Annotated in this window: 11 protein-coding genes; 7 read left to right on the forward strand and 4 right to left on the reverse strand. The window is 54.2% G+C overall.

Going from position 1 to position 13,724, the window contains the following annotated elements:
- Nucleotides 1-3 precede the first annotated feature (3 nt).
- The 4 genes from rfbH to DKB71_RS09250 are packed head-to-tail and all read right to left on the reverse strand — an operon-like array spanning nucleotide 4 to nucleotide 4,248.
- Nucleotides 4-1,317 carry a lipopolysaccharide biosynthesis protein RfbH gene (rfbH, locus tag DKB71_RS09235; protein WP_408600132.1) on the reverse strand — a complete coding sequence of 438 codons (1,314 nt, stop codon included), beginning with the start codon at nucleotides 1,315-1,317 and terminating at the stop codon, nucleotides 4-6.
- The gene (gene rfbG, locus DKB71_RS09240) at nucleotides 1,314-2,432 is read right to left on the reverse strand and encodes a CDP-glucose 4,6-dehydratase (RefSeq protein WP_408600133.1); all 1,119 of its coding nucleotides are present in this window, start codon (nucleotides 2,430-2,432) and stop codon (nucleotides 1,314-1,316) included. The genes rfbH and rfbG overlap by 4 nt, the downstream gene beginning before the upstream one ends.
- Before the next feature lies 1 nt (nucleotide 2,433).
- On the reverse strand, nucleotides 2,434-3,207 hold the full coding sequence (rfbF, locus tag DKB71_RS09245) for a glucose-1-phosphate cytidylyltransferase (RefSeq protein WP_408600134.1): 774 nt from the start codon (nucleotides 3,205-3,207) through the stop codon (nucleotides 2,434-2,436).
- A gap of 12 nt (nucleotides 3,208-3,219) precedes the next feature.
- A complete protein-coding gene (locus tag DKB71_RS09250; protein WP_408600135.1) occupies nucleotides 3,220-4,248 on the reverse strand; it encodes an FAD-binding oxidoreductase in 1,029 nt (342 codons plus the stop codon).
- A 1,040-nt stretch (nucleotides 4,249-5,288) separates the two neighbouring features.
- On the opposite strand from DKB71_RS09250, the gene gmd reads away from it, so the two are divergent.
- The 7 genes from gmd (at nucleotide 5,289) to DKB71_RS09285 (ending at nucleotide 13,623) form a co-directional block, all read left to right on the forward strand.
- Entirely contained in the window at nucleotides 5,289-6,320 is a 1,032-nt protein-coding gene (gene gmd / locus DKB71_RS09255) for a GDP-mannose 4,6-dehydratase (RefSeq protein ID WP_408600137.1), read from the forward strand.
- The gene (locus DKB71_RS09260; RefSeq protein WP_408600138.1) at nucleotides 6,320-7,216 is read left to right on the forward strand and encodes a GDP-mannose 4,6-dehydratase; all 897 of its coding nucleotides are present in this window, start codon (nucleotides 6,320-6,322) and stop codon (nucleotides 7,214-7,216) included. The genes gmd and DKB71_RS09260 overlap by 1 nt, the downstream gene beginning before the upstream one ends.
- A complete protein-coding gene (locus DKB71_RS09265) occupies nucleotides 7,217-8,362 on the forward strand; it encodes a glycosyltransferase family 4 protein (protein WP_408600139.1) in 1,146 nt (381 codons plus the stop codon).
- The gene (locus tag DKB71_RS09270) at nucleotides 8,359-9,468 is read left to right on the forward strand and encodes a glycosyltransferase family 4 protein (protein WP_408600140.1); all 1,110 of its coding nucleotides are present in this window, start codon (nucleotides 8,359-8,361) and stop codon (nucleotides 9,466-9,468) included. The genes DKB71_RS09265 and DKB71_RS09270 overlap by 4 nt, the downstream gene beginning before the upstream one ends.
- A gap of 58 nt (nucleotides 9,469-9,526) precedes the next feature.
- A complete protein-coding gene (locus DKB71_RS09275) occupies nucleotides 9,527-10,498 on the forward strand; it encodes a UDP-glucose 4-epimerase family protein (protein ID WP_408600141.1) in 972 nt (323 codons plus the stop codon).
- Nucleotides 10,495-11,523: an MraY family glycosyltransferase gene (locus DKB71_RS09280; RefSeq protein WP_408600142.1), complete on the forward strand. Its 1,029-nt coding sequence runs from the start codon at nucleotides 10,495-10,497 to the stop codon at nucleotides 11,521-11,523. Before DKB71_RS09275 ends, DKB71_RS09280 begins: the two co-directional genes overlap by 4 nt.
- Nucleotides 11,524-11,628: 105 nt before the next feature.
- Nucleotides 11,629-13,623: a polysaccharide biosynthesis protein gene (locus DKB71_RS09285; protein WP_408601067.1), complete on the forward strand. Its 1,995-nt coding sequence runs from the start codon at nucleotides 11,629-11,631 to the stop codon at nucleotides 13,621-13,623.
- The last annotated feature ends 101 nt before the right edge of the window (nucleotides 13,624-13,724 follow it).

Consider the following 13,724-nt stretch of genomic DNA (forward strand, 5'->3'; position numbering starts at 1 on the left):
ATGTTAGAAACCGATCCCGAAGAACTCTTCCAGTTTTTCACCGACGTAATCGAAATGTTCCTGGCCTAGGGAGGGCTGGACGCCCAGCCAGAAGGTCTGGTTCATGGTCCGGTCAGTATTGGTCAGTTCGCCCACGACGCGGTATTCGACGTCATGGAAGTACGGCTGGCGGGTCAGGTTACCGGCAAACAGCAGGCGGGTACCGATCTTGTTCTGATCCAGGAACTTGAGCAGGTCGACACGCTTGACGCCGGCGCTTTCCTTCAGGGTGACAGGGAAGCCGAACCAGGACGGGTCGCTATTAGGGGTAGGTTCGGCGATTTCAAGGAAATCGCTTAGGGATGCCAGACGTTCCTTGAGCAGCTTGAAGTTGCGCTTGCGGGTTTCGATGAACTCGGGAGCGCGGTCGAGCTGAGCCAATCCGCAGGCCGCTTGCATATCGGTGATCTTCAGGTTGTAGCCTAAGTGGGCATACACGTACTTGTGATCATAACCGTGTGGCAGACTGCCGAATTGCTGGCCGAAACGGTTGCCGCAGGTATCATCGCAACCAGGCGCGCAATAGCAGTCGCGTCCCCAGTCACGGAACGATTCGGCAATCAGTTTGAGCTGAGCGTTATTCGTGAACACCGCGCCACCTTCGCCCATGGTGATGTGGTGGGCCGGGTAGAAACTCAGGGTGGCGATGTCGCCAAAGGTGCCAACCAGCTTGCCGTCATAGGTCGCGCCGAGTGCATCGCAGCAATCTTCGACCAGCCACAGATTGTACTTTTCGCACAGGGCTTTGACTTTGCCCAGGTTGAAAGGGTTACCAAGGGTGTGGGCGAGCATGATCGCCTTGGTCTTGGGGGTGATGGCCGCTTCGATCAGCTCAGGGTCAATGTTGTGGGTCGCCATGTCGACATCGACGAAGACCGGTATCGCGCCGAACTGGACGATTGGGTTGACGGTGGTTGGGAAGCCTGCAGCCACGCCAATGACTTCGTCACCTTTCTTGATGGCACGGTCACCCAGCTTGGGGGAGGTCAATGTACTGAAAGCAACCAGGTTCGCCGAGGAGCCCGAGTTGACGGTAATGAGGTATTTGACGCCGAGAAATTCAGCGAGTTTCTTTTCGAATTCAGCATTGAAGCGACCGGTAGTCAGCCAGCCATCAAGGGATGCTTCGACCATCAGTTGCAGTTCGCGCGCGCCAATCACCTTGCCTGAGGGAGGGATGACGGTTTCGCCCCCAACAAAAGGTTTGGCAGCCAATGCGATCTGGGCGTAACGCTCAACGAGCTGGCTGATTTCCTGGCGGAGCATATCGGGGGTCATAGTATTTCCTGCTTAAAGCTTTTAGATGGTTGGGCACCAGTGGCCATGGCTGCCATGTAACTGTTGATTTCATTCACACAATGGGCATGCATATCCTCGCCTTGCAACCAGGCACGATGCCAGGTGACGATGCGGGTTAGTGTGGTTTCCAGGCTCCAGGTAGGCTCCCACTTCAGGTGGGTTCGGGCTTTGGAAATATCCAACTTCAAGTATCGCGCTTCATGGGGATGGGAGTCGCTGTCAAGTTGCCAGCTAGCACCGCTACCCCATGCTCCTACCATATGATCGAGTATCCATTCGACAGGACGTGCATCTTCATCCCGAGGGCCGAAGTTCCAGCCTTGCGCGAATGCATGGCCATGCTCCCACAGGTGCTGGGCCAGGACAAGGTAACCACTGAGTGGTTCAAGCACGTGTTGCCACGGGCGCGTCGCTTTCGGGTTGCGAACGACTACCGGCTGGCCCTTTTCGACAGCATGCAGAATGTCGGGAATGAGGCGATCTTCTGCCCAGTCACCGCCACCGATCACATTGCCGGCACGTGCCGAGGCCAAAGCTGGCGAGCCATCAGCATTAAAGAATGAATTACGGTAGGCGGAGGTGAGTAGTTCTACGCAGCCTTTGCTGTTGCTGTAAGGGTCGTGGCCGCCCATGGGTTCGCTTTCACGATAGCCCCACTCCCACTCCTGGTTTTCGTAGCACTTGTCAGTTGTGACATTGACGATTGCGCGAAGGCTTGGGCATTTGCGTGCCGCCTCTAGCACATGAATAGTGCCCATGACATTGGTGGCATAGGTTTCGACCGGTTCTCGGTAGGACAATCTGACCAAGGGTTGGGCGGCCATGTGAATCAGAATATCGGGATCAAAAGCCGTCATGCTTTCAATAATGGCTTGCAGGTCGCGAATATCGCCAATCTGCGATGCCATCATGCCTCGCTCTACATGTGCCTGTTCAAAGAGCGACGGAGTTGTAGGCGGAGCCAGCGCGAAACCTTTGACGTGCGCACCCATATCCTGTAGCCACAGGGACAACCAGCTGCCCTTGAATCCGGTATGACCTGTGAGAAATACCTTCTTTCCCTTCCAGAAGGCAGCTGTGACGGTAGCTTTCATATTATTCCCAGGATTTCCAAGGTGCTTTGCCATTTTGCCAAAGTTTTTCTAGCAGGTTTTTATCGTGCAGGGTATCCATTGGCTGCCAGAAGCCCTGGTGCTCGTGTGCCATTAACTGGCCGTCTGCTGCTAGCCCCATCAAAGGCTCTTGCTCCCAGACAGTGCTATCGTCGATCAGGTATTCGAGGACCTGGGGGGACAATACAAAAAAACCGCCATTGATCATGGCGCCGTCGCCTTTGGGCTTTTCCTTGAAGTTGAGAACCTGGTGCTGCTTGATGTCCAGTGCGCCAAAGCGACCTGGGGGGTAGGTGGCGGTGAGAGTCGCTGCCTTGCCATGCTGTTTGTGGAAGGCAATGGTGGCGCTGATGTCTATATCACCGACACCATCGCCGTAGGTGAAGCAGAACGCTTCTTCATTTCGAACGTAATCTGCCACGCGGCGCAAGCGACCGCCGGTCATCGAAGTATCACCGGTGTCAACCAATGTGACATTCCAGTCCTCGGCGCGTTTGTCGTGTACTTTCATGGTGTTTTCACGCATGTTGAAAGTTACATCCGACGAGTGCAGGAAGTAATTGGCGAAGTACTCTTTGATCAGATAGCCTTTATAACCGCAGCAGATAATGAAATCATTGATGCCGTGCGCGGAATACATCTTCATGATGTGCCAGAGGATTGGTTTTCCACCAATTTCGACCATGGGCTTCGGACGTACACTGGTTTCTTCGCTCAGGCGTGTACCCAAACCGCCTGCCAAAATGACCGCTTTCATGATTGCTCCTTATCAGTTTGAGCTTACAAATGCATCTGAGTAAAAGTGTTTGATGAGCAGTCCCGAAGTTGTCAGTGCATCCCGTGCGGAATGAATCATGTCTTCCGAGCCGCAGGCATAGACGACCGATTGAGTGAGATCGATGGCATCCTCGACTAGCGCCGATTGTACATAGCCTGTCCGCCCTGTCCACTGAGCATCTGCTCGCGACAGAACCGGTATGAAGGTGGCGTCCAATCCCTCGAGTTGCGGATTCCAGTAGATGTCGCTACTCGTACGACCTCCCCAATAGATGAAGACCTTCTTCCCAGCGGTCATCGAGGGGGTAACAAGCATTTGCTCAAGCATGGCCTTGACGGGAGCAATACCAGTTCCGGTGGCCAGGAAAACGATGTTCCTAACGTCCTTTTCTCGCAGGCTGAAGGTGCCTAGTGGGCCTTCCAGTCGTAAGAGATCGTTGGTCTTTGCACGGTCGAACCAGTACTCCGACATCATGCCTTGCTCGACCTCCCGGATCTGTAGTTCCAGTTTTCCGTCAGCACGCTGGGCGTTGGCAATGGAGTAGCTGCGGCGCAGACCAGCTTCACCGATGATGTCGAGATACTGTCCTGGCAAATAAGTGAAATTACTGTTGGGCGGTAACCTAAGGGTGACTTCCACGACATTGTCAGCGAGCTTGCTGATCGTGTCGATTCTGCAGGGGAGTGTCTTTACGGCAATGTTTCCGAGTACTCCAAGGTCTTCGGCATCAATTTCCACATCGGTGAGGGCGTGGCGGCAACACGTCAAGATCAATCCTGCTGCGCTCTCTTCGGGTGTCAGAGAGGTCTCGTCCCTGAACGCTTCAGTCTCGCCGGAGAGAACTATGGTTTTGCAAACACCACAGCGTCCAGTCCTGCAACTGTATTCGAGAGTGATGCCTTCAGCCCTGGCACTGTCGAGCATTGATGTGCCTGCCTCTGAGCCGAATGCTTTGCCATTATGAAGTTTTACTGAAGCCATATTGGTTACCGGATTAGAAAATTCTGTACGGGCGGCCATGCTACCGCCAGCTTGTCCAGAATCGAAGATTCGACGGCTATGAACAAATGGAAATCTGGCAGGTTTGAATAGAGGTGAATGGCAGCGAGTGAGCGGGCGGCGGGCTCGGAAAAATCAACGTGCTTGAGAAAGCGCCTCTGGTGAAGATTTTTACCAAAGCGGCTCTGTGTCCAGGGCTGATGTTGGCAAGCCTTTGTAGCAGGAAAGTTCAATACTGCTGCCACATCAACAGTCACCAAATTGTTCTCATGAAATCCATTGTCATGCTGAAGCCCATCCATATCGGATTGTGAAGTAGCGCCGCCAGAGGGTGAGCTTCATGCTTTCAAGGGGGCGGATGATATCCTAGGTCCAGGGTGTGCGCATCAATTGTTGCAGGGGGCACGTGCGTTGGTGGCGCAAGCGGCCTGCCAGGCCACCTTGGAGGGGCAGGCCTAACCAATTCGCTACTCTCAACTATCGAGAGTCATAGGGATATTCGCTGCCAGTGGCCGCCTCTACAAGCTCGAGTCTACGTTGCAGGGTTGTGAGTTCGTAACCCGTAAGCCACTGACTCTGTGGTCAAGGTCAAGCCAGGCCTGATGGGAAAAGATGGGGCTGGATCGCCTCGGCGCCAAGTGATGGTGGTTTTGCTGAGGGGTGCGTTTAAGGAATATGACACATGCTGCCAGCCGCTGAGCTTGCCACTTTTGTCATGGCGACCAACCGAGGTGCCGATTTTCGCTCGTTAGTCCCAAAGCGACTTGGCTATTGGAAGTCGCTAAGCCTGACCTTTGTGAGCCAAGAATCTCGCCACTTTGTGTCGGGGTGTTTATTGATCTCATGATCTTTATACAGCTATAAGGAAATCGGTTTTTCCTATGGGTAGGCCAGGGTGCTCGACGCGACAGGAGGCAAGGGGTTCTTTCCCTTTTAAAGTTCCTTCGGTGCGGGCAATTTGGGTATCATTACGAACCAGAGTGGTCGCTGCGGCTGTAGCCGTGCATATTATTTTTGTGAGCTAGCCAACCAAAGCTCAAAATGGAGTTTAGAGGATTCGCATGAAAGCAATTGTTACTGGCATCACCGGTCAAGACGGCGCCTACCTGGCGGAACTGCTGCTGGAGAAGGGGTACACCGTATACGGTACCTACCGTCGTACCAGCTCTGTCAATTTCTGGCGTATCGAAGAGTTGGGCATCCAGTCCAACCCTAATCTGCATTTGGTCGAATACGATCTGACCGACCTGTCGGCCAGTATCCGTCTGCTGCAAACGACCGAAGCCACCGAGGTCTACAACCTTGCTGCACAGAGCTTCGTGGGTGTTTCGTTCGAACAGCCGCTCACTACCGCGGAAATCACCGGTCTGGGTGCGGTAAACCTGCTTGAAGCCATTCGTATCGTTAACCCGAAGGTTCGTTTCTACCAGGCATCTACCTCCGAGATGTTCGGCAAGGTGCAAGCTATCCCGCAGATCGAAAGCACGCCTTTCTACCCGCGTAGCCCTTATGGCGTGGCCAAGCTCTACGCTCACTGGATGACCATCAACTATCGTGAGTCGTACGGGATTTTCGCTACCAGCGGTATCTTGTTCAACCACGAGTCTCCGCTGCGTGGCCGTGAGTTTGTCACTCGCAAAATCACCGACTCCGTCGCCAAGATCAAACTGGGTCTGATGGACAAGATGGAACTGGGTAACCTGGACGCCAAGCGCGATTGGGGTTTTGCCAAGGAGTACGTGGAAGGTATGTGGCGCATGCTGCAGGCCGATGAGCCGGATACTTTCGTGTTGGCGACCAATCGCACCGAAACTGTTCGCGACTTCGTTTCCATGGCATTCAAGGCAGTGGGTATTACCATTTCCTGGGCGGGCACTGCGGAAGACGAGCAGGGCACTGATGCAGCAACCGGCAAGGTGCTGGTCACGATCAACCCGAAATTCTACCGCCCGACTGAAGTCGAGTTGCTGATCGGTAACCCGGCCAAAGCCAAGGAAGTTCTCGGTTGGGAGCCAAAAACTTCGCTGGAAGAGCTGTGCCGGATGATGGTCGAAGCTGACCTGCGTCGTAATGAACAAGGATTCTCGTTCTGATGACCATTGCTGGCAAACGCGCACTGATTACAGGTATTCAAGGCTTCACCGGTCGTTATATGGCTGATGAACTTCGGGCTCAGGGCTACGAGGTTGTCGGATTGGGCAGTCAGCCTTCCGATGAGCAAAACTATCATCAGGTAGACTTGGCCGATGGCCCGGGTTTGCGCGCGTTGCTGGCAAAGATTCAGCCAGACGTTGTGGTGCATCTCGCAGCATTGGCGTTTGTTGGACACGGCGCAGCGGATGCGTTCTACCAGGTCAACCTGATTGGCACACGCAATCTGCTGGAAGCCATCGCCGCCAGTGGCAAGTCGCTGGATTGCGTATTGATCGCCAGCAGCGCCAATGTCTATGGCAACGCTTCGGGTGGCTTGTTGTCGGAGACCACAACTCCGGCACCAGCCAACGATTATGCTGTCAGCAAGCTGGCCATGGAGTATATGGCCAGCCTCTGGCACGACCGTCTGCCGATTGTCATCACTCGTCCTTTCAACTACACGGGTGTTGGCCAGGCGGAAAATTTCCTGCTGCCTAAGATTGTTTCTCATTTTCGGCGCAAGGCGCAGACGATCGAACTGGGCAATCTCGATGTCTGGCGCGACTTCAGTGATGTTCGTGCGTTGGTGGCTGCTTATCGTGGATTGATCGAAGCAAAGCCGCTAGGTCAGACCATCAATGTCAGTTCGGGGCAAACCCATTCGCTGCGTGAAGTGATCGAAATGTGCAAAGGATTTACCGGGCACGATATCGAGGTTCAGGTCAATCCTGCCTTTGTGCGGGCCAATGAGGTGAAAACCCTTTGCGGAGACAACTCCAGATTGCGGGCGCTGGTGCCTGGCTGGTCGACTCCTTCCTTGGGTGAAACCCTGAGCTGGATGCTGACGGCCGATTAAATGAAGTTGATTCTCTCTGTTGAACCGGTTCGCTTCCCGCTAACCGGTATTGGTCGTTACACCTATGAATTGGCGCTGCGACTGCAGCAGAGTCCGGAAATCTCCGACCTGCTGTTTTTTGCAGGTCGACGGTTTTTGCCTGCATTACCGACGGCTCCCGAAGCATCGGGCAGCGGTTACGGCCTGAAACGGGCCGTGCAAAAAAACTTCCTGGCGGTCGAGGCCTATCGGCTTCTTATGCCATTGCTCAGGAAGCATGCCTTAAAAGGCCATGGTGATTTTCTTTACCATAGCCCTAACTACTATCTGCCGCCTTTTGCCGGCCGCAGTGTTGCAACTTTCCACGATTTGTCGCCCTTTACCTGGTCTCACTGCCATGCGCCGCAGCTTGTGCGCTATTTGCAGAAAGAGCTTAAAACCACTTTGGTACGGGCGGATGCGCTGATCACTGACTCCGAGTACACGCGCAGAGAGTTAGCTGATTACTTTTCCTGGCCTATCGAGCGTATCCATACGGTACCCCTCGCCAGTTCTGCAGAGTTTCATCCTCGTAACGCAGAAGAGCTTAACAGCACGCTTTCGCGTCATGGTCTCAAGGTGGGTGGTTATAGCCTGTTTGTCGGGACAATCGAGCCTCGCAAAAACATCGAGACGCTGCTTGATGCCTACTCCCGGCTTCCGCTCGATGTGCGCAAGCGCTGGCCGTTGGTGCTGACCGGTTATCATGGATGGCGAAACGAGAGCATTCACGAACGTCTGGAAAGTGCAAAACGCGAAGGCTGGGCTTATTACTTGGGTTTTGTACCCAGTGAAGATCTCCCGTTGTTGTTCGCTGGGGCTCGTCTATTTACCTTTCCATCGCTTTATGAAGGGTTTGGATTGCCGGTACTTGAAGCGATGAGCTCAGGTGTTCCAGTGGTCTGCTCAAACAGTTCTTCGTTACCGGAAGTTGCCGGTGAAGCCGCATTGATGTGCGATGCCAAGGACACGGAAACGCTGACCGAGCTCATTCAGCGAGGTTTGGAAGACGAGATGTGGCGTGCCAGTGCCGTTGAGCAAGGCTTGCTGCATGCGGCCAGATTTTCATGGGAACGCTGTGCAATGGAAACGCTTGAGGTTTACCAGAAGGTGATCAAGGGACAATGATCAAGGTTCTGCACTTCTTCAAGACGTACTACCCGGAGACCATGGGTGGTATTGAGCAAGTCATCTTTCAGATTGCCGAGGGCGGGATCCGTCACGGGTTTGAATCTGAAGTACTTTATCTCAGTGAGCGAGGGGCGGCGCGCAATGAAAGGGTGGGGCACCATTTAACTCACCGCTCCAAACTCGATTTGCATATCGCCTCCACCGGTTTCTCGCTATCGGCGTTCAAGGATTTTGCCGAGTTGGCGAAAAAGGCAGACATTGTTCACTACCACTTCCCATGGCCTTACATGGACCTGGTGCATTTTGTCAGTCGAATCAACAAGCCAGCTGTCGTCAGTTATCACTCGGATATCGTCAAGCAAAAAACGCTTCTCAAGCTTTATCAACCGTTGATGAATCGCTTCTTGTCCAGTGTTGACTGCATCGTTGCTTCTTCGCCCAACTATGCTCAGAGCAGTCCGGTATTAACGCGTTTCAAAGAAAGGGTACGTGTCGTGCCTTATGGGTTGGACCGTAAAACTTACCCTACGCCTTCGGCTGAGAAACTAGCATTGTGGCGTGCGCGCCTGGGAGAACGTTTTTTCCTGTTCGTCGGTGCGTTGCGTTACTACAAGGGGCTGGACTACCTGCTAGAGGCCGCCAAAACAACTCAACTCCCCGTCGTCATTCTGGGGGGAGGGGGGCTCGAGGCTGAGCTCAAGGCCAAGGCCAAGCAATTGGGCCTGTCCAATGTGCATTTCCTTGGTGGGTTACCTGACGAAGACAAGGCTGCTCTTCTGCAGCTGTGCTACGCGTTCGTTTTCCCTTCACACCTGCGATCCGAGTCTTTCGGTATTTCGTTGCTTGAAGGGGCGATGTACGGCAAGCCGATGATTTCCTGTGAAATTGGTTCCGGCACCACTTACATCAACATCGCAGGGGAGACCGGTTTGGTCGTGCCTCCCCGTGATGCTGTCGCGCTGGCCGCGGCAATGACCTTGCTCTGGAATCAACCGGATGTGGCGGCAGCGATGGGAGAGGCGGCGCAGCGGCGTTTCGAAACGGTGTTCTCATCTGATTCGATGGCAAAATCCTATGCCGAGATTTATCGCTCACTGCTTTGAAAGATTGCGGCACAGTGCCCGGGCATTGAAGTTTTTTTTTGTATTCCAAGGGCCACTCATGAGAGCTAAGGCATTTCTGGTTACCGGCGGTAGCGGATTTCTCGGGCGGGTGTTGATCAATCGATTGGTGCAGATGCCTGGGTGTTCTGTCATGGCGCCTCTACGGAAGCCGTCCGCCACGCTGCCCGTGGGTGTGCGTTCGCTGCGGTTGGGCAACCTCGATGGCACAAACGATTGGACGACTGCCCTGACTGACGTCGATGTAGTTGTCCATACGGCTGCTCGGGTTCACGTCATGAATGAGGTGGCTTTGGACCCGTTGGCGGCGTTTCGTGAAGTCAATGTCGAGGCGACACTGAACCTTGCCCGTCAGGCTGCAGCGTGCGGAGTGAAGCGTTTTATCTTCATCAGTTCCATCAAGGTGAATGGGGAAGGCACAGAGCCTGGCGCCGTATACCGGGCAGATGATGTACCAGCCCCCATTGACCCTTACGGGATCTCCAAGCTTGAGGCAGAGAAAGGGTTGATGGTGCTCGCCGCAACCACGGGGATGGAGGTGGTCATCATCCGGCCCGTATTGGTCTATGGCCCAGGCGTCAAAGCCAACTTTCTCAGCATGATGCGTTGGTTGTATCGTGGCGTTCCGTTACCTTTTGGCGCTGTCGACAATCGGCGTAGCCTGGTTGCCATAGACAATCTGGTGGACTTGATCATCACCTGTTCCGATCATCCGGCGGCCGCCAATCAAGTATTCCTGGTCAGCGACGGTGAAGACGTCTCGACCACGCAACTGTTGCACAAGTTAGCGGCAGCCTTGGGCAAGCCAGCCCGATTGTTGCCCGTACCGGCGCGACTCATGAGTGGCGTTGCCGCGTTACTTGGCCAGCGAGCACTGGCCGACCGTATTCTCGGGTCCTTGCAAGTTGATATCAGCAAAAACCGACAACTATTGGGCTGGATACCTCCTGTGACACTCGATCAAGCTTTGGCCCTGACGGCGCAACATTTCTTGGACTCCCATAGATCATGAATTATGGCTGGTGTATCCCTGTCATTGTCGCTGTGTCTTTTTCCCTGACTTGGGCTCTGCGTCGTTACGCCCTGTCGCGAAGCCTGATGGATATTCCCAATGCGCGTAGCTCTCACTCGATACCCACGCCTCGGGGGGGAGGAGTGGCAATTGTCCTGGCATTTACCTTGGCGCTGTTCATACTTTGGTTTGCAAGGTTGATGACCTTCCCGGCGTTTCTCGGCATTACTGGTGCCGGTGCCCTGATTGCCGTTATCGGATTCATGGACGACCACGGACACATCGCCGCCCGTTGGCGCTTGTTGGGGCATTTCGCTGCATCTATCTGGTTGCTGTTCTGGCTCGGTGGCTTGCCCGTTGTCGAGTTATTCGGGGTCGCATTTGACCTTGGATGGTTTGGTCATGTACTAGCGATATTTTATCTGGTATGGCTGCTCAACCTTTACAACTTCATGGACGGTATCGACGGGATTGCCAGTGTTGAGGCAATTTGCGTTTGTCTCGGGGCTTGTTTGTTGTACTGGGTGAGTAATGCGGTGGACTTGATCTGGGCTCCGTTGTTGTTGGCCATTGCCGTAGCCGGTTTCCTGTTCTGGAATTTTCCCCCTGCGAAAATTTTCATGGGGGACGCCGGGAGTGGTTTTCTGGGAATTGTCCTTGGAGGGCTCTCACTCCAAGCGGCCTGGGTCTCGGCAGACTTCCTGTGGGGCTGGCTGATCCTACTTGGCGTGTTCATTGTCGATGCAACTTTCACGCTGTTTCGCCGCTTACTCCGGGGCGACAAGGTTTATGAGGCACATCGCAGCCACGCCTACCAGTTCGCCTCTCGTCGGTTTGGCAGCCATTTGACGGTTACAGCGGTCGTGGGGGCGATCAATTTGCTTTGGTTGTTGCCTATTGCAGTAGGCATTACACAATTTGGCCTGAGCACAGGGGCGGGATTGATTCTGGCCTATGCTCCATTAATTGCGCTGGCCATAAAGTTCCACGCGGGTGAGCTTGAAACCCCACCGGTTAAACACTGAGTGACAGTTCGATCATTTCGATTCTGAAGTGGATAAGATGCGCCTGTAAGGCAGCTACACCGATATGGCAGTTGAGGGGAGAAGGCAGAGGTGATTGAAGACTTCATGGATAAGGTCAGGGCAGGCCTCGTAGGTCTTCCCAGGCGCCGCAAGCGACTGATACAGGTGACCACAGACATTATTCTGGTCTGGGGGGCTCTGTGGTTGGCATTCCTCGTGCGGCTGGGTATCGATGACATGTACAACCCCTTCCGGGCCCATTTATGGTTGTTTGTCAGCGCCCCTCTCGTCGCCATACCTCTATTCATCAGGTTCGGCATGTACCGTGCGGTCATGCGCTACTTCGGCAATGACGCGCTCATCGCCATCATTAAGGCGGTCAGTCTTTCCTCGTTGATCCTGGCACTCGTGGTCTATTGGTACAGCAATCACCAAACAGTGGTGCCGCGATCTATCGTCTTCAACTACTGGTGGTTAAGCCTCGTAATCATTGGCGGGCTACGTCTTTGCATGCGCCATTACTTCATGGGCGACTGGTTCGCGGGCGCGCAACATGTACCCTTTACAAGCCGCGATGACGGCCTCACCAAGGTCGCGATCTATGGTGCGGGGGTGGCTGGTAATCAGCTGGTTGCGGCGCTTCGCATGGGGCGGGTCATGCGGCCCGTGGCGTTTATCGATGACGATCAAAGCATCGCGGATCGGGTCATTGCCGGTCTGCAGGTCTACAAACCCAAGCATATTCAGCAGATGATCAATGAGAGCGGTGCTCAAGAGATTCTTCTGGCGCTGCCATCATCTACCCGTGCACGACGTCGGGAGATTCTGACTTTCCTGGAACGTTTCCCGCTGCATATTCGCAGCGTTCCTAATTTTAGCGACCTGGCCAGTGGCCGGGTGAAGGTTGAAGATATTCAGGAAGTCGATATTGCTGACTTGCTGGGCCGCGATTCGGTGCCTGCACAACCGGACTTGCTCGAACACTGTATCAAAGGCAAGACAGTCATGGTGACAGGGGCTGGGGGATCAATCGGTTCGGAGCTGTGTCGACAGATCTTCTCGCTGGCTCCGACCACGCTTTTGTTGTTCGATCACAGCGAATTCAACCTCTATAGCATTCTCACGGAACTGGAGCAGCGTGAAGCCCGGCAGACGGTTCCTGTTCGACTGTTGCCGATTCTCGGCTCCATACGTCATCAGCACAAACTGCTGGAAGTGATGAAGACCTGGGGTGTAGATACGGTCTACCACGCCGCGGCGTATAAACACGTGCCCATGGTCGAGCACAATATTGCAGAAGGTGTGTTGAACAACGTCATCGGGACGCTCAACACCGCTCAGGCCGCGTTGCAGGCAGGTGTTTCCAACTTTGTGCTGATCTCCACCGACAAAGCGGTACGTCCCACGAATGTGATGGGCAGTACCAAGCGTCTGGCCGAATTGATGCTTCAAGCCTTGAGTCGTGAAATCGCGCCGGTTCTGTTCGGCGATAAAGCCAATGTGTCCAGAGTTAACAAGACGCGCTTCACAATGGTTCGTTTCGGAAATGTGCTGGGATCTTCAGGTTCGGTGATTCCGCTGTTTCACAAGCAGATCAAATCCGGTGGGCCATTGACGGTTACGCACCCGAAGATCACTCGCTACTTCATGACCATTCCTGAAGCCGCGCAACTGGTGATCCAGGCGGGTTCCATGGGGCAGGGCGGGGATGTGTTCGTGCTCGACATGGGCGAGCCGGTGAAGATTGTCGAGTTGGCAGAGAAGATGATTCATTTGTCCGGTTTAAGTGTCCGCTCGGAGAGAAATCTCCAAGGCGATATCTCAATCGAATTCACCGGACTGCGCCCCGGTGAGAAGCTTTATGAGGAATTGTTGATTGGCGACAACGTAAGCGCGACACAGCATCCGATGATCATGAGTGCCAATGAAGATCATCTACCTTGGGAAGTGCTCAAGTCAAAGCTCACTGAGCTGCTTAACGCGGTTGAGCATGATGACTACGCGCGTGTCCGCCAACTCCTTCGCGAAACCGTCAGCGGCTATACCCCCGACGGCGAGATCGTCGACTGGATCTACCAACAACGTCGCCTCGAACCCTGATTGTCTCACATCCGGCAACAGACACACTTTTGACTCCCTCCTGACATCGCCTAACTTGAGGAAGCAGCTGCGGAAAAGCTTCTTCCTCAAACGATGTCATG

Source organism: Pseudomonas sp. PLMAX, from assembly GCF_046042685.1.
GTDB lineage: Bacteria > Pseudomonadota > Gammaproteobacteria > Pseudomonadales > Pseudomonadaceae > Aquipseudomonas > Aquipseudomonas putida_AE.